Source organism: uncultured Tyzzerella sp. (genome assembly GCF_963558545.1).
Classification (GTDB): domain Bacteria; phylum Bacillota; class Clostridia; order Lachnospirales; family CAG-274; genus Tyzzerella.
The window spans coordinates 1-24070 of record NZ_CAUWHO010000016.1 but is presented as its reverse complement, the minus strand read 5'-3'; the positions used below and the strand labels follow the sequence as shown (position 1 = coordinate 24070).

21 protein-coding genes are annotated in these 24070 nt (G+C 27.5%); 4 read left to right on the top strand and 17 right to left on the bottom strand.

Translation table 11 applies throughout. The features are described from left to right. Positions 1-2: 2 nt before the first annotated feature. Positions 3-1169, bottom strand: coding sequence for a 5-(carboxyamino)imidazole ribonucleotide synthase (locus R5Z65_RS03960; protein ID WP_317367204.1), 1167 nt, complete (start codon positions 1167-1169; stop codon positions 3-5). A gap of 140 nt (positions 1170-1309) precedes the next feature. Between R5Z65_RS03960 and R5Z65_RS03955 the strand changes: the two genes are divergently transcribed. The 3 genes from R5Z65_RS03955 to R5Z65_RS03945 are packed head-to-tail and all read left to right on the top strand — an operon-like array spanning position 1310 to position 6790. Next, entirely contained in the window at positions 1310-2485 is a 1176-nt protein-coding gene (locus R5Z65_RS03955; protein WP_317367203.1) for a cation diffusion facilitator family transporter, read from the top strand. A gap of 30 nt (positions 2486-2515) precedes the next feature. After that, on the top strand, positions 2516-5752 hold the full coding sequence (locus R5Z65_RS03950; protein WP_317367202.1) for a DNA translocase FtsK 4TM domain-containing protein: 3237 nt from the start codon (positions 2516-2518) through the stop codon (positions 5750-5752). Between the two features lie 36 nt (positions 5753-5788). Beyond that, the gene (locus tag R5Z65_RS03945; protein ID WP_317367201.1) at positions 5789-6790 is read left to right on the top strand and encodes a hypothetical protein; all 1002 of its coding nucleotides are present in this window, start codon (positions 5789-5791) and stop codon (positions 6788-6790) included. A 55-nt stretch (positions 6791-6845) separates the two neighbouring features. On the opposite strand, the gene R5Z65_RS03940 is transcribed toward R5Z65_RS03945, so the two are convergent. The 5 genes from R5Z65_RS03940 to R5Z65_RS03920 all read right to left on the bottom strand — a co-directional run bounded on the left by R5Z65_RS03940 (position 6846) and on the right by R5Z65_RS03920 (position 11365). Continuing rightward, positions 6846-7484 carry an N-acetylmannosamine-6-phosphate 2-epimerase gene (locus R5Z65_RS03940; RefSeq protein WP_317367200.1) on the bottom strand — a complete coding sequence of 213 codons (639 nt, stop codon included), beginning with the start codon at positions 7482-7484 and terminating at the stop codon, positions 6846-6848. Between the two features lie 48 nt (positions 7485-7532). Next, positions 7533-8423, bottom strand: a complete 891-nt coding sequence (locus R5Z65_RS03935; protein WP_334309015.1) for an ROK family protein — start codon at positions 8421-8423, stop codon at positions 7533-7535. Further along, positions 8423-8872 carry a YhcH/YjgK/YiaL family protein gene (locus R5Z65_RS03930; RefSeq protein WP_317367197.1) on the bottom strand — a complete coding sequence of 150 codons (450 nt, stop codon included), beginning with the start codon at positions 8870-8872 and terminating at the stop codon, positions 8423-8425. The genes R5Z65_RS03935 and R5Z65_RS03930 overlap by 1 nt, the downstream gene beginning before the upstream one ends. 11 nt (positions 8873-8883) lie before the next feature. After that, entirely contained in the window at positions 8884-10380 is a 1497-nt protein-coding gene (locus tag R5Z65_RS03925; RefSeq protein WP_317367195.1) for a sodium:solute symporter, read from the bottom strand. Positions 10381-10474: 94 nt separating this feature from the next. After that, complete coding sequence (locus R5Z65_RS03920; protein ID WP_317367194.1) at positions 10475-11365, bottom strand: N-acetylneuraminate lyase; 891 nt, start codon at positions 11363-11365, stop codon at positions 10475-10477. A gap of 307 nt (positions 11366-11672) precedes the next feature. On the opposite strand from R5Z65_RS03920, the gene R5Z65_RS03915 reads away from it, so the two are divergent. Further along, a complete protein-coding gene (locus R5Z65_RS03915) occupies positions 11673-12485 on the top strand; it encodes a MurR/RpiR family transcriptional regulator (protein ID WP_317367193.1) in 813 nt (270 codons plus the stop codon). 33 nt (positions 12486-12518) lie between these two features. On the opposite strand, the gene R5Z65_RS03910 is transcribed toward R5Z65_RS03915, so the two are convergent. The 11 genes from R5Z65_RS03910 to R5Z65_RS03860 all read right to left on the bottom strand — a co-directional run bounded on the left by R5Z65_RS03910 (position 12519) and on the right by R5Z65_RS03860 (position 23677). Then, positions 12519-13391: a YitT family protein gene (locus tag R5Z65_RS03910; protein ID WP_317367191.1), complete on the bottom strand. Its 873-nt coding sequence runs from the start codon at positions 13389-13391 to the stop codon at positions 12519-12521. Then, positions 13369-14130 carry a WecB/TagA/CpsF family glycosyltransferase gene (locus R5Z65_RS03905; RefSeq protein ID WP_317367190.1) on the bottom strand — a complete coding sequence of 254 codons (762 nt, stop codon included), beginning with the start codon at positions 14128-14130 and terminating at the stop codon, positions 13369-13371. The genes R5Z65_RS03910 and R5Z65_RS03905 overlap by 23 nt, the downstream gene beginning before the upstream one ends. A gap of 13 nt (positions 14131-14143) precedes the next feature. After that, positions 14144-14626 (bottom strand): hypothetical protein, encoded by a 483-nt coding sequence (locus tag R5Z65_RS03900; RefSeq protein WP_317367189.1) that lies wholly within the window; start codon positions 14624-14626, stop codon positions 14144-14146. Positions 14627-14646: 20 nt separating this feature from the next. Beyond that, a complete protein-coding gene (csaB, locus tag R5Z65_RS03895; protein ID WP_317367188.1) occupies positions 14647-15768 on the bottom strand; it encodes a polysaccharide pyruvyl transferase CsaB in 1122 nt (373 codons plus the stop codon). 13 nt (positions 15769-15781) lie between these two features. Then, the gene (locus tag R5Z65_RS03890) at positions 15782-17170 is read right to left on the bottom strand and encodes an O-antigen ligase family protein (protein ID WP_317367187.1); all 1389 of its coding nucleotides are present in this window, start codon (positions 17168-17170) and stop codon (positions 15782-15784) included. Between the two features lie 4 nt (positions 17171-17174). After that, on the bottom strand, positions 17175-17687 hold the full coding sequence (locus tag R5Z65_RS03885) for a hypothetical protein (protein ID WP_317367186.1): 513 nt from the start codon (positions 17685-17687) through the stop codon (positions 17175-17177). A 29-nt stretch (positions 17688-17716) separates the two neighbouring features. Beyond that, on the bottom strand, positions 17717-18247 hold the full coding sequence (locus R5Z65_RS03880; RefSeq protein ID WP_317367185.1) for a DUF4330 domain-containing protein: 531 nt from the start codon (positions 18245-18247) through the stop codon (positions 17717-17719). Further along, positions 18240-19373, bottom strand: coding sequence for a glycosyltransferase family 4 protein (locus R5Z65_RS03875; RefSeq protein ID WP_317367184.1), 1134 nt, complete (start codon positions 19371-19373; stop codon positions 18240-18242). Before R5Z65_RS03875 ends, R5Z65_RS03880 begins: the two co-directional genes overlap by 8 nt. A 100-nt stretch (positions 19374-19473) precedes the next feature. After that, positions 19474-20736: a glycosyltransferase family 4 protein gene (locus tag R5Z65_RS03870; protein ID WP_317367183.1), complete on the bottom strand. Its 1263-nt coding sequence runs from the start codon at positions 20734-20736 to the stop codon at positions 19474-19476. Next, positions 20736-21989, bottom strand: coding sequence for a nucleotide sugar dehydrogenase (locus tag R5Z65_RS03865; protein WP_317367181.1), 1254 nt, complete (start codon positions 21987-21989; stop codon positions 20736-20738). The genes R5Z65_RS03870 and R5Z65_RS03865 overlap by 1 nt, the downstream gene beginning before the upstream one ends. Before the next feature lie 197 nt (positions 21990-22186). After that, positions 22187-23677 (bottom strand): oligosaccharide flippase family protein, encoded by a 1491-nt coding sequence (locus tag R5Z65_RS03860; RefSeq protein WP_317367180.1) that lies wholly within the window; start codon positions 23675-23677, stop codon positions 22187-22189. Positions 23678-24070: the final 393 nt, after the last annotated feature.

Below are 24070 nucleotides of genomic sequence, written 5' to 3'. Positions count from 1 at the left end.
TCCTAATTTTTAGAAATAAATTTTATATAATCATAAGCTTTTGTTGCATTATTTTCTGCTTGTTCTAGAGATTGCATACAACAAGTTAAATGTCCCATTTTTCTTTTAGGTACTGTTTGTTTCTTGCCATATATATGTACAAAAACATTATCTATATTAAGAGCCTCTACTAGTCCCTCTACCAAAGTATCTCCTTTATGTCCATCTTCACCAAGTAGATTTATCATTACAGTAGGATTTAATAAGCTTGTACTACCTAAGGGTAACCCTAAAATAGCTCTTATATGATTTTCAAACTGGCTTGTAACACACCCTTCTATTGTGTAATGTCCAGAATTATGTGGTCTTGGAGCTATCTCATTTACCAAAACCTCTCCATCTTTTGTTATAAAAAATTCTACACAAAACATACCAATGCCATTAAATATATTTATAATGTTATAAGCTATATTTATAGCATTTTTTTTGCTTTCTTCCGATATATTGGCAGGGACAATTGTTTTATGCAAAATATTGTCTATATGTATGTTGTTACCTACTGGATATACTTTTATATCGTTATTTAAGCCTCCACAAGCAAGAACAGATACTTCCATATAAAATGGTACAAACTTTTCTATCATTAAAGGTGTGCTTAAATTTGGATTTAATATGTTAAAACCCTTTTCTATATCTTCTTCACATTTTATTATGTAATTACCTTTACCGTCATATCCACCTGTGCAAGATTTTAAAACCATTGGGTAGGAAAACTTTGAAGAAACGTTTTTTATATCTTCTATACTCTCTACAATACAAAAATCAGGTACATTAATATTATTTTCTTTTAAAACTGTTTTTTGTGTAAATTTATTTTGAATAATCTTTAAAGAGCCTGGGCTTGGATATATTTTATGCCCCAATTCTTCAAGCTCCATAAGGCAATTATAGTCTATATGTTCAAATTCATAAGTTATAACATCACATTTTTTAGCTAAGGAATATATAGCCTCTCTATCTGAAAAGCTAGCTACTATATGTTCATCACAAATACTACTAGCAGGGCAGTCTTTGGTAGGGTCTAATACTATTATATAACAACCAAGCTTTTTAGCTTCTAATATCATCATTTTGCCAAGCTGTCCTCCACCAATTATACCTATTTTTTTATTTAATGGATAAAATTTCATAGCATAAAACACTCCTAATAAACATTTTTAAATTTAGTATACCATAAAAATACTTATATGTCGACAATAAAAATACTTGTGTTATAGTGTTTAATTTGTTATAATTTTTATTAATGTTATTATTTTTTTAGGAGGTAATAATGACAAATTTATTAGTAAAATTATTTATAAAAGACTATAAAAATATAAAAAATGAAAATGTTAGAACAAAATATGGTGAGCTAGGTAGTTTAGTTGGTATATCTAGCAATGTAATACTATTTATTATAAAATTTTTAGTAGGTGTTTTAATTAATAGCGTTGCCATAATGGCAGACTCTTTTAATAACCTTTCTGATAGCCTATCCTCTATAATTACATTAGTAGGGTTTAAGCTAGGAGCAAAACCTGCCGATGAGGAGCACCCTTTTGGCCACGGTAGAATGGAATATATATCAGGACTTGTAGTATCTTTTATCATAATACTTATAGGCTTTGAGTTTTTAAGAGCTTCTTTCTTTAAAATTATAAATCCAGAAACTATATCTTTTAGCTATATAACTATATTTATTTTATTAATTACTGTATTAATAAAAATATGGCAAGCTATGTTTAACAAAAAAATAGGAACTTTAATAAATTCTCATTCTTTAATAGCAACTGCAACAGATAGCCGTAATGATGTTATAGTAACTTCTGTAACTATTGTATCTTTAATAATATTTAAATTTTTTAATATTAATCTCGATGGGTATTTTGGTATATTTGTAGCACTATTTTTAATGTATTCTGGCTTTAACCTTGCTAAAGAAACTTTATCTCCTCTTTTAGGAGAAGCTATTGATAATGAGCTTGCAGAAAAAATTAAATCTATTGCTATTAGCTACGATGGCGTTATAGGAGTACACGATATATTAGTTCATAACTACGGCCCTAATAAAAGTATAGCATCTTTACACGTAGAAGTGCCTAGCAATATAGACATAACTAAATCTCACGAAACAATAGACCTTATAGAAAAACATATCCAAAAAGAACTTAATATATTTTTAACTATCCATATGGACCCTGTAAATGTAAATGATGAAAGAATACAAACTATACTAGACACTATAAAAAATGTTTTTAAAAATTATGATGATGAGCTAGACACTCACGACCATAGGCTTGTAGATGGACAAAATAGGATAAATTTTATATTTGATTTAGTTATACCCTATAACTTTTCAAAAGAAAAAGAAACAAAACTTATATCTGATATAAAATCTAATGTATCTGCCTTAGATAAAAGATATAAATGTATAATAAACATAGAAAAAAGTTTTATAAATAAATAATTTTAAGTATATTACAAAGGAAGTTTTTAAATGGCTAAAACAGAAAATAAAAAGGAAAATCTAAAACACAAAAAGCAAAAACACTTAATACCTCCTAAAAGTCCTGTTAGTGCTAGCCTATCCTTAGAGGTAACATCTATACTTATAATATGCTTTAGCATTTTACTTATAATAAGTATATTTTTTGGCAGTGGAGGTTTTTTAGGAAAGGCACTTAGCAGCTTTTTTAAGGGGTTATTTGGAATAGGTGCTTATTTTTTACCTATAATAATGATTGTATCTAGTGTATATATATTTTTTGTACAAACTAATAAAATAAATATTTTTAAGCTAGTATTAGCTATAATATCATTTATTCTTTTAATAAGCTTTTTTCATATTATAACTAGGCAAGATATAAATAATTTTTCAAGCTATTTTACATATTTAGCTAATGAATATAGAACAGCAAAATTTTTAGATGGTGGTATTTTAGGTGCTTTAATAGGAGATTTATTTATAAAAATAATAGGTGTTCTTGGAAGTTATATTGTTATTTTAATTTTATTTGTAGCTAGTATATTTTTATTAGCTGGCAAATCATTTTTTAAAACTGTTTATACAAGTTTTAAAAACCTATCTAATTATTTTTACTACGAATATGATGTTAAAGAAGACTTTAAAGACGATAAAAATGTAGATAATTTAAATAGAAAAAGTATTTTTTCAAAAATAAAAGAAATTATATTAGATAGAAAAAATAGTAGTTCATACTATGAAGAAGAACAAGAAATAGAGCAACCCCCTCCACCACCTATAAGTAAAAGAACACCAAAAAAACTGCCTAACCCTGATATTATACTAAGTAATACCGAGTTTGAAACACCTAGAAGAATAATAAAAAGGTACGATAATTACCTATTTGATGGTATAGATAAATACAAACGCATAGAAAAACCAGTTTTTTTTGATATGAATAAAAATCCTAAATCAAACAAGGACAAAAAAATTCTTTTTGCAATAGATGAAATAAATAACCCACAAAATTATAATAATAAAAATCTAAATAATACTACTAAGGCCAATAATATAGATATATCTAATAAAAACTTAAATAACACCTTAGATAGCAACATATATTCTACAACGGCAAATATAATAAAAGATTTTGAAAATGACATATCAACAAAAAATAAAGACTTATTTGAAATAAAATCTAAGGAAGAATACGTTAATAATATATGTAAAAAGAAATATACTAAAAGTGCTACTATAGATAACAAATTTAGCATCGACCTAAAATTTGCAAATGATACATCTATAGAAGATATTTTTGAAAATCCTCCAGAAGAATTTTTAGAAAATGAAGTAGCCGATGATTTACTAGACAATTTAGACGAATTTTATAATTTTGATGATGGTATAAATGAAGATATCCCTGAAAACTTAGATAGTGATATAAAAGATAATAACCATTTAGATTTAGATTTATCTTATAATCCATCTTTAAATGATAATGAAAATATACCTCTATCAAATGATATTACTTTAGATGATGATGAAGATTTATTATTACATACTACCACACCTTTAGATTATGATGATAACAAGGATAAAGTATTATCTAATAACATAGCACCAACTCAAAATAACAACACATCTTATATGAAAAAAGATAACGATGGGTTTACTATAATAAACCAAAATAATAATATTAACAATAAATCATATAAAAATGTTGACAAAATGGAAGAAAAAGAACAAAATATAAATGAACCTATTATTATAAAACCTGATGTTGAAAAAATGGTAACAAATTTATATGTTGAAGAAGATGTAAAAAAAGAATATATTTTCCCTCAGCTATCATTCTTATCTAAAAATCCTAATGTAATAGATGAAAATAACGATATTGAGCTTAGGGAAAACTCTTATATACTAGTTAAAACACTAAAAAGCTTTAATGTAAATGCTCAAGTAATAAACATAAGCAAAGGACCTTCTGTTACAAGATATGAGCTATCCATAGAAGATGGTATAAAGGTAAGCAAAATATTAGGCCTTGCTGATAACCTTGCTCTTAGCCTTGCTGCTAGCTCTATTAGGATAGAAGCTCCCATACCTGGTAAATCTGCCGTTGGTATAGAAATACCTAATAAAGAAGTTAAAAGTGTATTTTTAAGTGAAGTAATATGTGCAGAAAAATTTCAAAAGTTTCCTTCAAAAGTTGCTTTTGGCTTAGGAAAAGATATTACAGGTAATGTTATTGTTACTGATATTGCAAAAATGCCACATATGCTTATAGCTGGTGCTACTGGCTCTGGTAAAAGTGTTTGTATAAACACACTTATAACAAGTATACTATACAAAGCTAACCCAGAAGAAGTTAAACTTATGATGATAGACCCAAAAGTAGTAGAGCTTAGTGTTTATAACGGTATACCACATCTTTTAACACCTGTTGTTACAGAGCCAGAAAAGGCTGCTGGTGTTTTAAATTGGGCTGTATCTGAAATGATGGAAAGATATAACCTTTTTGCCCAAACAGGTACTAGAAATCTTGTAGGCTACAATTCTTTAAAAGAAGAAAATAATGAGCCAAAGCTACCTCAAATAATTATTATTATAGATGAGCTTGCAGACCTTATGATGGTTGCTGCAAAAGAAGTAGAGGCATCTATATGTAGGCTTGCCCAACTTGCAAGGGCTGCTGGTATACACCTTATTATAGCAACACAAAGACCTTCTGTTGATGTTATAACAGGTCTTATTAAAGCAAATATACCATCTAGGATAGCCTTTGCTGTGTCTAGTGGAACAGATTCTCGTACTGTTTTAGACACAGTTGGTGCAGAAAAGCTCCTTGGTAAAGGTGATATGCTCTTTAGGTCTGTTGATATGAACAAGCCTTTAAGGATACAAGGTGCTTTTATATCCGACAAGGAAGTGGAACATATAGTAACCTTTATAAAAGAAAATAGTTCACCTAATTATGATGAAAATATAATTAATAAAATAGAAAATTCTGCAAAATCTAATGATAATATATCATCTGATAATTCCGATGAGCTTACAGAAGATGTAATATCTTTTTTAGTAAAAAAAGGAAAAGCATCTACATCTATGATACAAAGACAATTTAGGATAGGTTATAACAGAGCTGCTAGAATAATAGAAGAACTAGAAGACAGAGGCATTGTATCTTCTGAAAATGGTAGCAAGCAACGTGATGTCTTAATGGATAGATATCAATACGAAGAATATTTAAACAGATATGATAATTACTAAATCATACCTTAATTGAGTAATCAAAGGAGAAATTTTATGAAAAAATCGAAAATAACACTAATAATCTTAGAAATTTTACTTATTATTACAGTTTTTTGTAAACCTCTTTTTAATGCTTTACCAAGTAAAAGTATAGATACTATTGTACAAAAAGAGCTTAAAGAAAATCAAGTGGCTTCCTTAAACTATTTATTAAAATATGAAATACCAGAAGGATACGAAGAGGCTCTAAATTTATATGGTGAAATTGCAATTACTAACCCAGATAATACTTCAACATTTACAATGGATTTATTAGAAAGTGACAAAACTACTCAAGAACAATTTTTTAAATCTCAAGAAGAAATATTTGAAAAATCTGCAACTTTTAGCTTATTGTCAGAAGATACATATAAAGAAAAAAATAAAACAATATATAAAAAAGTTTATGAAATAAATAATAATTTTTCACACTTTTACGCATTTGTTGGTGCAATAGAGGTTAAGGGAAATTCTAAAGACTTTATAGGTGTTATTGGTACTGCCGAATCTTTAGATTCTTCTGATGATTTTGAGTTTTTACTATCTACAACAGATTATACAAAACAAAAAATGAATAAAGCAAAATTATTCTCTGATGAGCTAGAATTTACAACTATAACTGTTCCTGGTGATTGGAAAAGGCTAGAAAGAGCTGTTCCTTATAGCTTTTATAAACAAGATGGACCTAATATGGCATACATAATAGCTAGCAGTTCTAATAAAAATGAAAGAAACCCACAAGAACAGTATAGCTATGCTAAAGAGGCTATATCTAGCGACCCATCTGCTGACTTAAAAGAAGACTCTATTGTAAAAACAATAGACAACAAAACTTTAACAACTTCTATAATAGAATTTAAAGATTCATATATAACAACTGTACTTACATTAGTAGAGTTTAATGATGCCGATGTATTTTCACTAATTAGAATAGATGTTGTAAGTGAAAATGGACTAGGGTATATACAATCTGAAATAGATTCTGTTATTAACTCTATAAACTTAAAAAAAGATTAATCAATTAAAATTATATTTAAAATAATAAATACCACCTATTTTTAGGTGGTATTTATTATTTTAAAGCATCTACAAATGCTTTTGTTATTAATTGTGGCCTTGTTATAGCACTACCTACAACAACTGCATAAGCTCCCATATCAATAGATTTTCTTGCTTGCTCTGGTGTATTAAAATTTCCTTCTGCTATAACTTTTGCATTTTTACAATCTTTTATAAGCCTTTCTAAAACTTCAAATTTTTCTATACCCTTAGACTGCTCTGTGTACCCTATTAAAGTAGTACCTACATAATGAAACCCTATTTCATCTGCTCGCATACCCTCTTCATAGGTAGATATATCTGCCATAAATTTTTGGTCTTTATACTTTAATATTATTTCCCTTAAAAATTTTTCATCTTGGCTTATAGTAGCATCTACAGCTATTATATCAACACCTTCTTTTACAAGTTCTTCCACTTCTTTCATTGTTGGTGTAATATATGGAACAAGATTTTTGTAATCTTTTTTTATAATACCTATTATAGGTAAATTAACATTATTTTTTATTTCTTTTATATCTTCAACGCTATTAGCTCTTATACCAACTGCTCCTCCTTGATGGGCAGCTAATGCCATTCTTCCCATTATAAATGGGCTATGCAAAGGTTCATTATCTAATGCTTGACAAGATACTATTAGCCCTTTTTCCATACTAAATCCTCCTATTTTATCTATTATCAATGTTTAGCTTTAGGTTAATTATATTAAATTTTGTCTATTTAAAAAATTATAATATGCACCTAACATACCAGCATTATTTTTATGTTTAGCAAAATCAATTTTTGTATTTTTTAATACTGGCTCTATTAAATATTTACCTAAACTATTTAATATTTTATCATATAAATAACTTTTTTGAGACATTATTCCCCCACCTAAAACTACAATTTCTGGATTTATAACGTAACATATATTAGCTATTCCATAAGCCAAATAATCACAAAGTTTATCTATTTGCTCTATACAAACTTTATCTCCTTGTTTTGCTCTTTCAAAAATAAACTTTCCATCAATATTATTTTTATCAATATTTAAAGCATCTGCCGTATTTTTTACCAAGGCTGTTGTGGAGGCAACATCTTGAAATGTGCTATTAAACATATTCATATATCCTACCTCACAACCACTGTTAGAAAATCCGTTTATAACTTTGTTGTTTATAATAATACACCCTCCTATGCCTGTACCTACTGTAAGGCATAGGCTAGAATGAGTATTTTGAGAAACTCCAGCATAAGCTTCACAAAGACCAGCACAGTTTACATCATTTTCCACTTCACAAGGTATATTAAAAATTTTCTCAAAAGATTTTTTATAATTTATACCTATATAATTAGGGATAGATTTATTGGCATATATAATTTCTCCTGTATTGGCATTTACCATTCCTGCTGTTGATATACATATACCTAATATGTTTTTTTCTAAAATATAATTTTGGCATATATTTTTAATTTTATTAAAAATGTACTCTCCACCTTTAAATGCTTCTGTTTCTATCTCATTAGCTTCTAAAATATTTCCATTATCATCTATGATACCATATTTTATCATAGTGCCACCTATATCTATAGATATATATTGTTTAATCATATTTTCACCTTAAATATAGCTTTTTTTACTTTTTTACTACTAGAAACATTTACAGATGGCATATGTGCATCGTTAGGATAAAGTATTAAAAAATCTTCTTCTTGTAAAACAATACTACTTTTTTTATCTCCATTAATGTTTAAAAAGTCTTCTTCTTCTACAAATTCCTTTTGCTCCATATTATTTATAAAGTTTACATTTATAATCTCTTCTCCATCTAAGATAAAATGTATATCTAAGTAGCTTTTATGAGCTTCCCAAATTCTTTTATCTTCTGTTGTTGTTTCATATTCTACTATATTAACAAATAAATCTTTACCACATATCTCGTAGCTACCCTTTTCTAAATCTTTTAGATTATTTTTCTTAATGTAATCAAAACATTTTTGTATGTTTTCAGGTAAAAAACTATATTCTCCAATATTTTTTATGTTGCTATATATCATAACTAACCCTCCTACTTATAGTATATTGTAGCTCTTTCATCAAGCTCTTTATTTGGTTTAAACATTGAGCTTGCTATAAGCCCAACAACTAAAGAAACTAAAATAGATATTATTGCATAAGACCAGCTAGAAATACTTGGCACTTTGTATTTAATAATTGCTATTACTATAGCCGTTACAACAAATCCTATAAATGTACCTTTTGCATTAGCTTTTTTAGTAAATGCACCTAAAACAAATATACCTACTAATACCCCTAAAACAAGACCCATAAAAGCATTAAATGTTTCATATGCAGATTTTATATCTCCATTAGCAAGAAGTATAGATATACCTATAGTGGCAATACCTACTCCAAGAGATATATATTGTGCAATCTTTGTTTGTTTACGCTCATCTATATTTTTGCTTATATAAGGTTGTATGTCTAATGCCCAGCTTGTAGCAATAGAGTTTAGGCCTGTTGATAATGTAGATTGGCTAGCTGCATATATAGCTGCTAATAATATACCTGTTATACCAACTGGTAATTCCAATGAAATATAAGATGCAAATATTTGGTCTTGTTTAGCAATAGATGGTAATGGATTTTGTGTATAAAATACGCTTAACCCTGTACCTATTAAATAAAATACCGTTGCAACAAATAAAGATAATAAGCAATTTGTAAACATCATTTTATTTAATTTTTTAGTATCTGTTGTTGTTGTAAATCTTTGTACTATATCTTGACTTGATACATAAGATGCAAATGTGTTAAACCCAGCACCCACTAAGACTATAAATACACTTGTCTTAAATATATTAGGGTCGAATAAAACTTCATTCTCTGCTAAAAATTTATGATTTTGTGTAAATTCTTTAAAAATTGCTCCTATGCCACCGTCAATACCACCAATAAGGTAAACTAAAGCAAATACTACACCTACTATTAAAACAGCACCTTGGATAAAATCTGTCCATAATACAGACTTTAACCCACCTGTATAAGAATATATAATAGCTATTACCCCCATAACTATTATTAAAATATTTACATTTATGCCCATAAGGCCTGATAATACAACACAAGGTAAATACATTATTATAGACATACGCCCTATTTGGTATATTATAAAAGTTAAAGCACCTAATATCCTAAGCCCCTTACTACCAAACCTCATATCTAAATAATGATAAGCAGTGTCTATATCCAACCTACTGTATATAGGCAAGAAAAATTTAATTGTAAGTGGGACTGCTATAATAACCCCTAATTGTGCAAACCATAAAAACCAAGTTCCTGCATAAGAGTTACCTGCTAAAGACAAGAAAGATATGGGGCTTAAAAGGGTTGCAAATATAGAAACACTTGTTACCCACCAAGGTATAGTTCCATCACCTTTAAAAAACTCTTTACCTTTCATATCTTTTTTAGAAAAAAGTATACCTACAACTAAAACTGCTAATAAATATACTACTAGTATAATTAAATCTATTGTTGTAAAACCTAAATCGTTAGCTTTCATTTATATCTCTCCCTTCAACTATATTATACACCTATTTACAGGGAATAATTTTATACTAAGTACTCCCTGTATTTATAGGTTGTTATAATGCAAACTAGATATTTTTTAAATATTTTTCATACATATCTTTTGCCTTTTCTTTTTGAGCGTCTGTTATAACAGACATAGGCTTTTTACAATATCCAGCATCTACACCTTGTAATTGTAATAAATACTTAATTGTTTGATATAACCCATTACCTAAAATAGCTGTTATTAAATCATTTGTTACATTTTGTATTTTAAATGCTTCTTCTATTTTACCTTGTTGTGCTAATTCAAAAATCTGTCTAGCTCTTACACCGTTTACATTAAATGTAGACCCAATAGCACCATCTACGTTTAATACAGTAGCTGGTAACATCATTTCATCAAATCCTGCATATATAAGATGCTCTGGATATGCTTTTCTAAGTCTTTCTAATAAATAAAAGTCGGCTGCTGTAAATTTTACACCTATTATTTTTTCATTTTCAAATAGTTCTCCAAACTGTTCTACACTAATATTAACACCTGTTAAAAATGGTATAGAATATATTATAAGGTAATTATCTACACTATTTATAATAGTATTATAATAATCTTTTATTTCTTCAAAGCTAAATTTGTAATAAAATGGAGTAACAGCAGATATAGCATCATATCCAAGCTCTGTTACATATTTTGCAAGCTCTATGGATTCGTGTATGTTTAATGACCCTACTTGTGCTATAAGCTTAATATCATTTTTAGCTTCATCTTTAGCTATTTTAAATATTTTTTTCTTTTCTTCTGTTGATATTAAAAAGTTTTCTCCAGTTGAACCCCCAACATATAACCCATCTACTTTCATTTTGTCAATATTGTGTCTTACAATTTGTCTTACTCCAGCTTCGTTTATATTTCCATTTTCGTCAAAAGATGTTAATAATGCACTAAATATTCCTTTTAAATCTTGTTTTTTCATTTTCATTTCTCCTTTAATATATAAAATTAACGCCGTATTAAAATAATTTACATTTATATTGTATTCATAAAAATTATTTTAATCAATGGTAATTTTAGCAAATTTTTTGTAGTATTTTTTATTATAGTTGTATAGCCATAAATATTTTATTATTTTATATTTTATATTTTTATAGATATTATACACTTTATTGCTAAAAATATTTAAATTTTATGTTTGTTTTGCATATTAATATACATTGTTTAAATTATTTGTATATTATGCTATAATATTAAAATGATAAATAAATTAAAATAAGGTGATATAAATGAACATTTTAGAAGTAATTCAATTAAAGTATCTTGAATTTTCCTTAAAAGAACAAAAAATAGCAGCCTATATTTTAGAAAATTCCCAATATATAGAAAATATGAATATTACAATTTTTGCTAAAAACTGTAATGTATCTACTGCTACTGTGACTAGATTTTGTCAAAAAATAAATTGCCAAAGTTTTGCTAATTTAAAAATTATGATTAGCTCTATAAATTTGTCTTCATCTTCAATTACTACAAAAAATGACCCTCTATATAAAGTCCATTCATTTTATAAAGATATTATAAATACAACTAAAAATATAGTTAATATAGATGATTTAAAAATTTTATATAATAAAATTAAAAATGCTAAAAGAATATACATTTATGGGCTTGGTAGCTCTGGCCTAACAGGTACAGAGTTTATGCTTAGGCTTATAAGAATGGGATTTCATTGTCAAGCTATTACAGATTCTCATCTTATGATTATAAATAGCTCCATATTAAATCAAAATGATTTAGTTATAGCACTTTCTTGCTCTGGGGAAACTTTAGATGTTATAAATGCTATAAATTTGGCTAAAAACAATAAATGCTTTGTAGCATCTATTACTAGTTTTCCTACAAGCACATTAGCTTTAAATTCTGATTTTTTTATTATTACACCTAATTCTAAATTGCTTACTAAAAATTCCTTTATTAACTCTCAGTTTTCAACAATATATATTATAGATGTATTAACAACTATATTCCTAGAGGAAGAAGAAATGCGTAAAAAAATGGACACTACAATAAATACAATATTAAATAACCAAAAAAAATAAGCTATTTACAAATAGCTTTATTTTTTGGGGTATTTAATCTATCATACCTTTAAACCCTGTTCCTATTACTTCGCTAACATTAGCAATAACAACAAAAGCACCCTCATCAATATCTGCCACAACTTCTTTAAGCTCTGGTATTTGCTTTTGCTTTACAACACAAAATATAACATTCTTTTTATTTTTTGTATACATACCGTGAGCATCTAATGATGTTGCACCTCTATCAATAATATTTAATATACTATGCCCTATCTCGTCAGATTTATCACTAATAATAAATACAGCTTTAGCAAAATCAAACCCATCTACTACTATACCTATCACTTTACTTACTATAAATACACTCATAACGGCATATAATGTAGGTCTAACGCCAAAAACAATTATACCAGTAAATATTATAGTAGCATCTATACAAAGAAGTATTTTTGATATTTGTATATGTCTTAAAAATTTATTTATTATAATAGCTAAAAGGTCTGTACCTCCTGTGCTACATCTATTTCTTATAATAAGCCCTAACCCTATCCCGTCTATAACTGCACCAAAAAGTGCAGCCAAAAATATATCTTCTGTAAACTCTGGTAAAAAATCTGTAACTGCTAATGTAAAAGATAAAAAGAATGTAGCAAAAAGAGTGTTTCCTAAAAATTTTAAGCCAAATATTTTATATGCTATTAAAAATAATGGCAAGTTTATTAAAATATTACTAAGCCAAATAGGAAAAGGTACTCCAAAATATGTTTGAGCTAAGCTATCTAGTATAATACCAAGCCCTGTAACTCCACCTAGAACAAATGTATTAGGCTTTAAAAATATATTAATTGATACACCTAATAAAAAGCACCCAATAATAATATTTAAATATTTTATAAATGTTTTATTCTTTAATATTTCCTTCATTTTTACCACCTTTTATTTTATATTTTAAAACTTCTATAATAAATAAAGGTAGCTTTAGCATTCTTTTAAACCTTGTAGGTTGTGTTATAAGCCTATAAAACCATTCTAAATTTAACTTTATAAAAATTTTAGGAGCTCTTTTTACATTGCCACTCATAACATCAAAGCTACCACCAACACCTATCATAACTTTAACATTAAGCTTATCTTTATTATTGTATATCCATTTTTCTTGTCTAGGAGAGCCAAGTCCAACCAACAATAAGTCTGGATTAAGCTCATTTATTTTTTCTATTATTATATTACCCTCTTCATCTTTAAAATATCCGTTATGAGTGCCAACTATTTTAATTCCTTTATATTTTTTTTCCATCATTTCTTTAGCTGTAGTAATTGTTTCTTCGCTAGCACCTAAAAAATATACTGTTTTATCTGTATTTTTTATTTTTGAAAAAACACCTTGTACTAGGTCAAATCCTGGAACACGCTCTCTTATATTATATCCTAGCATTCTAGCACCTATTACTACTCCTATTCCGTCTGCTATATTTAAGTCGCTTTTATTTAAAATTTCCATAAATTCTCTATCGTTAATAGCATTTATAATAAATTCTGGATTAGGCGTAAAAATTATCTTTTTTTCATTTTTTTCAAGATATAAAAGTACCAACCCTATAGCTTCATTTAAATTTACATTGTTTATAGGAACGCCTAATATATTGCAAACTGTAAAAGACATATAAAAACTCCTTTTATTTTATCTCGTAATCACCTTTTACTAAAAACCACGCCTTTTCAGTAACTTTTACACCTCTTCCGTCATCTCTAGGTATTATAAGAAAATGATTCTTATTTACTGTGTTTTTATTTCTAAGCTCTATACCATTTGTTATATTTGCAATACCTTCTTTACCAGGTACAACAGCATTTCCTTTTCCGCTTCTTAATATAAGCTCTGTACCTTCTTTACCGTATATAGTTTGCCCAACCTCTACTAATACTGGTTTAAAGCTATTTCCACTTATTTGCACATTAGTGTTAGTTGGTTTATTTCCTACATTAGAACCTACAGTAGTATTTATTACTTCTAAAACTTGATTTATTTTATCATCTACATAGCTTTTTGCAACTAATGGGTCGTCAGAACCTCCAGCTTGTTTTGCAAAAGTTACACCTGTTGCTATTATAACTGTTGCAAAAAATATTTGTACTCCAATTAATACCTTTTGTTTCATTACTACTCCTCCTAGTAAATTTATTTTTTATTAGTTCTTATTTGTTCTAGCTCTTTACCTAAAAGAATTTCATTTTGTTTTGCCTTATCTAAAAGTATATCTATTTTTTCAGATAATATATCCTCATATCTTTCAAGTCCCATAAACATACCCTCCATTTGAGCAGTAAGTTTTTTTGCATCTATGTCCCCTGTTCTAATATCTCCACCGTTTGGCATATTTAAAACATCGAGGTAATACTCTATCTTAGGGTCGTACACAAGTCCTATCATAGGCACTTTTTTAGATGCAGAAAACAGTAGTGTGTGAAGTCGCATACCAAGTATAAGTTTCATCTGTCCTATTATGCCAAGTATTTCATCTGGTTTATATATTTCTTGTAATATATAGCTATCTTGTTTCATTTCATACATTACTCTTTTAGATACTTCTATGTCTTTTGGTTGCTCCATAGGTATAAAAAGAATGGTTTTACCTTGTTTTACCATATTATCGCAAGCACTGGCTATTTCTTTTATATATTTATCTCCATATTTAGCCTTGCTCCAGTTCCTGACAGATACTCCTATAATATCTTTATCAAGGGGTATTTTTTCTTTTATTAAAAAATCCTTTGCCTTTTTATCTGATATAGATTTAAGGGTAAAAGCAGCATCTGCTGTAACGTAAATTTTAGGTTTTTTAACACCCATATCTAATAAATCTTTTTTAGAAAACTCTTCTCTAAGAGTAATTAAATCTACATTGTCAACTACCATTTTTACTAATTTTCTATTTAAATTTCCATTAACAGGTCCTATCCCGTTAGAATAAAGCATTACTTTTTTCTTAAAAAGCTTTGCTGTTTTTATAATACTTAAATAATATAAAAGTGAACGTGTGCTAGTGCCATTTTGTATTAAAGTGCCTCCGCCAGATAGTATGATATCACTTTTTACAATAGCTCTTATCACTTCAATAGCATTAAATCTCTGTATAGAATTAATATTGTATTCATTTTTTGTTAATTCAGGAATATGAGAAATAGCAGTTATATTAACATCTGGTGCCATTTCTTTAATGTTTGTTGTCATAGCCATTAAAGTTGCCTCATCTCCGCAATTTCCATATCCATGATACCCAGCTATTAATAAGTTAATCATTGGTTATCCTTCCTTAATTTTTATTTGTTAAAACTATATTGTTATCTTTATAATTTATATACCAAAAATGCATTAGTACTGCTACCAAAAGCCAAAAACAAGATGTCATCATAGGTACTTCAAAAACATTTTCTACAAAATTATGCACAATAACACCAAAAAGACCTGCTAAAATACCTATCTCTAGCTCCTTAGATACTTTATCTGTTGTTATTCTAATAGTTCTTAAACCATTTACTAATATTTGATACATAAGTATTAAAAATGCAAATAATCCAAAAAATCCTGTTTCCACAGCTGTTTTTAGGTAGTAATTATCCATATAAAATGTTTCTACCATTTCTGTTCCCACTAAATAAGATAACTCATTATTTATAGCAACAGCACCACCAAAATGTCCAAGTCCTACCCCAAAAAGAGGAGTTCCTTGTAAAATTTGTAACCCTGTTATCCATCTTACAAGTCTTCCACCTCTTAAGCTACTTTCTATATATTCTGGGCTTAACATATAAGATATCCTATTAGCAATACCAGGTACTAACAATGCTGATAATACCCCTACTACTAAAACAGGTATTAAAAGTCTTTTATCTTTTAAAAATGCATAAACTAATATAGATACACCAAAGCCTATCCAAGCACCTCTTGAAAAAGTAAATACTAAGCACCCTACCATTATCAATGAAAGTATATAAAATAATGCTTTTGTTTTAATATTTTTATATAACCCTGCAAATGACAATGTTAAAGGTAAAGCCAATGTAATAAGCGAGCCTAGTATATTAGGGCTAGTAAGGATAGAAAATACCCTTGTTCTAACACCTGCCTCTTTGCTATCTACCCAACCTGCTGGCATTTCAACCCCTATTATATATTGGTATACACCGTGTATAGCCATTAAGGAAACAACTATAACAAATATAAGGCACAGCATTTTAGCTCCTTTAGTATCTTTTAAAAGCTGTATTATAACAAAATACCAAAGTATGTATTGTATAACCGCCCTAAATCCCTCTAAAGATATTCTATAATCTGGAGAATTTATAATAAATACAACAAGCATTGCTATTAAAAACAATATAACAGGCAAATCTAATGGTGTTTGTTTAAATCCTTCTTCATTTCTATATCTAATATATTTATAGCCCCATACTAAAAACATAGCTATAAATAAAAGTTCGTCCCATATGCTTGCTATACCTGGTGCAAAACTTCTTAGCACAAAATCTATAAAAGGATATAGACAAAGTGCATATGCTATAATTTGATAATTGGCAAATACAAGCCCTATAATAGCTAGTACTAATGAAAATATAATTACATTTTCAATACCAAAAAATGCACCAAATATACCAGCTAATAAAAATAATATTATTAAACTAATTAGCGTTTGCTTTTTCACATCTTCACCAACTCTTGAATATTTTATAAATAAAACTTTGTTTAAAACAATTTGTGCTTTCACTAAATAAAAATAATACAAAGGCTAAAGCCAAAAGTCCAAGAGATACATAAATATTAAATCTATTAATAAATATTGACACAATGGTGTAAGATATGTTAAAGCTACCTATTAATATCCATAATACTGTTAATGTTTTACCTTTTATATCATTTTTTATATCTCTTAAATTTAAAAATGCTTTACTCCCTAATAGACATTTTTTTATTATGTTGTATAAAAAATCCATTATTTTATCTATTATTTTTACTATTTTTCTAATAAATTTATATATTAAACTATTTAAAAAATACGGCTTTTTATTTAAATAATTTTTCACTTTTTTATATAAAAAACTCTGTTTAAAACAATTTAATATTTTATATACAAATTTTTTAAATAAGCTATTACTGTATGATTTTATTATTATTTTATCAAATAGCCTATAAATAATACTATCTTTTATAAATAAAGGCATATTATACCTCCTGTTCTTATAAAGCTATGCTATTCTACTGTTGTAGCATCTGCCATATCTCTAATCTCTATATTGCGAACTTTACAGTTAGCCTCAAACTGTTGTGTTTTTAATATAAAGTTATAGTTTACTCTAACCTCTTGATTACCTGCCTTTAATATAGGGCTAGACGCATTTACTGTATCTTTTATAACTACCGTAATATCTTTCCATATTGGGTGTTGTGCAAGGATAGCCTCTCCTTCATAATTAGTAGTAATATAGGCTGCTGGCTCCATATCAATAGACACTATTTCTGCATCTGTAAATACATTGTTAGCTACAAGTTTATCTCCTGGTTTTAAGGTATCTATTGCCTCTGGCACGATAGAGTTTCCATATAAAGTAACATATATTTCTTTTTTACCATCTAAAGGACTTTGCCCCTCTGCATTTCTGCTACTACTAGTAAGCCTTATCCCAACAATAGCTATAACACCTATTATTACTATTGCCACTAATAAATCTACAACATTTACAATTCCAAATAATTTTCCTTTTTCATCTACTATTTTACTCACAATTTTCCTCCTTTAAAATGTTTTTATAAATATCTATATGTGTTTTTGCCATTTTTTCATCAGAAAAATGGTCATAGGCATATTTATAAAAGCTTTCACCAAAGCTAGACATAAGCTTTTTATCTTTTAAAAGTATACTAATTTTTTCTGCTATATCTTTACTACTACTTGGTTTTATTAAAAACCCTGTTTCATTATGTTTTATCATTTCTGGTATACCACCAACACAAGTTGCTATTGTAGCTTTTTTAAGCCTTGCCCCTTCTAAAAGAGCATACGGAAAGCTTTCAGAATAGCTTGTCAAAACATTTATATCCAAAGCATTATAAAAACTGTTTATATCTTTTACAAAACCAAGCATTTTTACATTGTCTTGCAAATTATTTTCTTTTATAAAGCTTTTTATATTATCTTCTAATGCACCACTACCAGCTATTAAAAACATAATATTTTTATCTTCTTTTAGTAAAATTTTACTAGCTTCTAAAAAATGTTTTAACCCCTTTACTTGTTGTAGCCTTGCTGCTATCCCTACATATAAATAACTTTCATCATAAGGTATGTTATAGCTTTTTAAAAATTCCTTTTTATCTAAAGGTCTTATTTCTTTTTGCATATTTATACCATTATATATAACTTTTAATTTTTTTTCATCAAATCCTCTTTCTATAAGCATATTTTTAAAAGATTTTGTAACTGCTAATATATAATCAAACTTTCTAAGAGCAATAGCATTGATAGGCATAAATATAGCCTGCTTATATATGCTATCTTTAAAATCTAGCTTATAATCACTATGAATAGTTGTTATAAAAGGTATGTTAAGGCTATTTTTTATAAAAAATGCTATATAGTTTGCACGTGCTCCGTGGCAATGTACTATATCATAGCCACCATTAGCTATATATTTTTTTATATCTAAAATAGGCCTTAAGCTATATCTTCTCTTTTGATGTATAATTTTTATAGGGATACCTTCATTTTTAGCTTCTTCTGTAAAAGCACCTTCCATTATACATAAAAGCTCTACATCTATGCCTTCTTTCATAAGCCTTTTAAGAAGAGTTATAACGTGAGTTTTTGCTCCTCCGCCATCTCCCCCGCTTATTAAATGAAGCACTTTCATTTTATTATCACACCCCAAGGTATTATTTTAATATTAATATATAATACATTAAATATCAATATTTTATATTATTATAATATATTATACAATTTTAAACAAATTAATTTTTTGGAAACTCTAAAGCCTTATCAAAAATATTAGCCAAATCTTTAGTAAGTCTTTTTCTTTCAAATTTTTCTATTATGTTAAAATCCGGCTCAAAATTTAAATTGTTTTGTTGCCATTTTTCATAATAATTTTTTATAATATTTTCTATCTCTAGCACATTGTCTGTATTAGCTACAATGCCTATTTTACTTTCTAAAACTAAATCTTTAGCAACCCCATCTGGAAGTATTGCAAGTACTGGCCTTTTAGTGTTCATATATTCAAATATTTTACCTGTATAAAAAGCATTAGCACCAATACCACTACCTTCTATTAAAATTAAGGCATCTGCACTAAGCTGATGTTTTATACAAACATTATGAGGTACATACCCAACTATCTCTATTTCATTTGTTAGCCCAAAGCTATCTATTTGGGCTTGTAGCCTATCTTTATGGTAATTGCCAATAAGTTTAACTTTTATAGTATTTTCTTTTACTATGCCTTTTTCTTTTAGGCTTTTTATTGCACTAAAAAAGTTATCTGGCTTTCTTCTACCGTATAAAGCCCCTGTATAAACCATTGTAAATTTATCATTGTTAGGCTTTGTAAAATCCATATTATAAAAATCTTCTTCGTCATATCCATTTGGTATAACATAAAAATTATCCTCTGGTATACTGTTATTTTTTATAAAGTTATCTCTCATAACAGGCGTATTAGTTATAAGGTAGTCTGCCTCTAAAAGAACATCTTTTTCCATATTTTTTTCTATTTTTGTTCTTATAGCATTATGTGGGTTATCTAATGTATAAGGGTTGTTAGTCCATTCATCTCTAAAATCTACTATCCATTTTATGCTTGGTATTTTTCTTTTTATATACAACCCTAAAAGATGGTCGCTATAAGGCGCACTTGTTGTATATATAATTTTTATATTGTTATCTTGTATAGTTTTTAGAGCCTTATTTTTACTTTTTTCAAACCATATTCTAGCACTATCTGGAATCATTATTTTAGCTAGTACCTTAAAAGGTATTTTTAAAATGCCTTTTACTTCCGATGGTTCATAAGCCCTTGTTCTAATAATATTTACACCTTTTGGTACATCATTTAAAAGAGTTTCGTCTATTAAATTTGCTCCTGTTGTTTCTCTTGTAAAAACAATAGGTTCGTACCCAAAACTTCTAAGATGTTTTACAAATTTTACACTTCTTTGAACACCAGAACCGCCCATAGGTGGAAATTGGTTTGCAATAATAAGAACTTTTTCCATTATTTTTCACCTAATAAATAATAATTTATGTTATTTTTAATAATTTCTTCTTTATTAAAGAAATTTCTTGTATCTAATATATTTTTATCTTTTAATAATGTAGATACTTTATTAAAATCTATATATTTAAACTCATCGTGATTTACTCCTAAAACTATAATGCTAGCATCTTTTACTGCATCATAAATATCCATATTGTTTTCCACTTGGTCTTTAGCGTGTGGGTCACATACATTTACTTTTACATTTTCTTTTTTAAGCATATCTAAAAGGTGCATAACAGGACTTTCTCTAACATCATCTATGTTTGGCTTATATGTTACACCAAATAAAGATATTGTTTGTCCATTAAAACCACCTAATATATTTTTAATTTTATCAAATACAAACTGTGGCATACTATCATTTATATCTCTTGCTTGTTTTATAAGTTTAGCATTTTGAGATTTTTCTACTAAAAACCACGGGTCTAAAGCTATACAATGCCCACCTACACCAGGCCCTGGGCTTAGGATATTTACACGTGGGTGGTGGTTTGCAAGACGTATAACCTCAAAAGCATTAACCCCTAGCTCCTCACTTATTTTTGCAAGCTCATTAGCCAAAGCTATATTTACATCTCTAAATGTATTTTCCATAACTTTACACATTTCAGCCGTTGTAGATGTAGTAATAAATATTTCTCCTTCTACAATACTTTCGTACACTTTTTTAACTTCTAAGCTAGATTTTTCGTTTATCCCACCAACAATACGGCTATTTGTTCTAAGCTCTTCTATAACTTTACCTGGTAGTATACGCTCTGGAGAGTGTGCAACTAAAAGTTCTTCTCCTAGCTCAAGTCCTGTTTCTTTAAGTATAGGTAACATTAAATCTTCTACTGTTCGTGGAGGAGAAGTAGATTCTAATATAACAATACACCCTTTTTTAAGATTAGGTACAATGGCTCTTGTAGCACTTTCTACATAGCTCATATCTGCTGTTTTGTCTTTATTAATAGGTGTAGGCACTGCTATTATATAAACATCACAATCTGGTGGGCAAACTGTTGTAGCAGATAAATTGCCACTTTCTACACATTCTTTAACAAGCTCTAAAAGACCTGGCTCTTCTATTATTATTTCACCTTTATTAAGTGCATCTACGGCTTTTGGGTTTAAATCATATCCAATTACCTTATGCCCTTTAGATGCAAACATAGCAGCAGTAGGTAAACCAACATATCCAATACCAATCATACAAATCTTTTTCATAGGTGTAAATTCCTTTCTTATCTATTTTATATAAAATATTTAATAGTTTTTACATTATTTCTATTTTACCACTTTTTATAACCTTTAACAATATTTATTTATGGTAATACAATTATTTTCACAAAAATTTTACAAAATTAGATACTTTTATTTATTATTATTTTAAATATACCCTCATTACATATTTTTGTTAAGTATTATCTTTTTTTAAGCTTATTTACAATAATATTTATTTCATTTTTTATTTCTCCTGTAAAATATAAACATAGTGTATACACTAAAATACCTATAAATATAAGTACACATAATGTAATAATATTAACTGGCAATAATTGTTTTATAATAATTATAATTGCTCCCATTATAAATATACTTATTATTATTCTATATAAAGATGGCTTGTTAAGGTTAAAAGACATATGCTCTTTTGTACCATTTTTCGCCAATATAAAATATAGGAAAAATGCTATAAATGTACTTATACCAGCAAATTTATACCCAAATATTTTTATAAACGCAACATTTAATATTATATTTAATACACCACTTATCATACTTCTTTTAAATATTTCTTTTGTCCTAGCATTAAGCTCCCAAGGTTTTATAGCATATTCTGTAAGCCCTAAAAACATCATACCAAGAGAAACAAATCCCATTATGCTATGCCCTTCAAAATATTTAGCTTCAAATAATACCTTAGCTACAAAATCTGAAATACAAAACACCCCAACAACTGCTGGTAAAGATATTAAAAGATACGTCCTTATAGCATTACCTATAAGTGTTTTTGTAAGCTCTTCATCACCTTCGCTCCAAGTCCTAATAATAGTAGGATAACTTCCCCTCATAGCACCTGTTGCCAAAAGAGTAAAAGCAGATGCTATTATAGAATAGTTTGTTTGGTATATACCTACTTTATCTTCTCCTAAAAAATATTGTATAACATATATATCCGATTTATTTAAAACTGATGTAGCTATCATATTACCCATTAAAGGAATACCATACATTTTTAAAACATATAATATTTCTTTATCATAGTATTGCCATTTTATGTGCTTTTTTATATCTAGTTTTATAAAACCTATTAAAGCCGTTATAAAATCAAATATTATATAGCTTATAAATATCCATTCTATCTTAGTTGTAAATATCTTATTTAAAACAACAATAGCAAAAAGTTTACCTACTACATTTATAACGGATAAAAATAAATTTATCTTGCTTTTTCTAATACCTGCAAGCATTCCTATAATCAATTGAGATGTATTATAGGTAAAAAACATAATAAAACTAACTATAATAAGACTTATAGGATAAACATTAGTTATACCCTTAAAAAACCCTAAACTTAAAGCCGTTATTAAAAAACTTGCTATACAAAATACTATTATATTAACCTTAAACCAAGAAAAGAAAACTGTAGAAAAAAATTTATCTTGCTCATTATCTAGCTCATATTTATTAATATACCTTAATACTGACTGTACAAGCCACTGTATTAGCACCATAGCAACTGTTGTTACTGCTATATTTATACTAGAATATCTACCTGTTTGTTCTGGTATGTATATATAAGACATAGCAGATATAGTAAGCACTCCCACTATACCCTCTATACCTTTTGCTAACATATATATAATAGTATCTTTAGCCATAGCTTGATTTTTATTGTTTTTATTAGACATTTTATTACCTCTTTTATCTATGTTTTAAATACATTTATATTATATACAAATTTTTATACTTTGTCTATTAAATGCCCTTTATACTAATTATTTATAATTTATATTAAACATACATTAACTGTATAGGAATAATTAATTTTATTTAATCAATTTTTTTAATACTTTGTATTAAAAAACAGATATTCCTATATATTTTTATTCTTAAAAATTAATACAAATAACCGTATATAATTTTTACTCTAAAAATATAAGTCATATCTTAATTGTATTTAATCAATTTTTTTAATACTTTGTATTAAAAAACAGATATTCCTATATATTTTTATTCTTAAAAATTAATACAAATAACCGTATATAATTTTTACTCTAAAAATATAAGTCATATCTTAATTG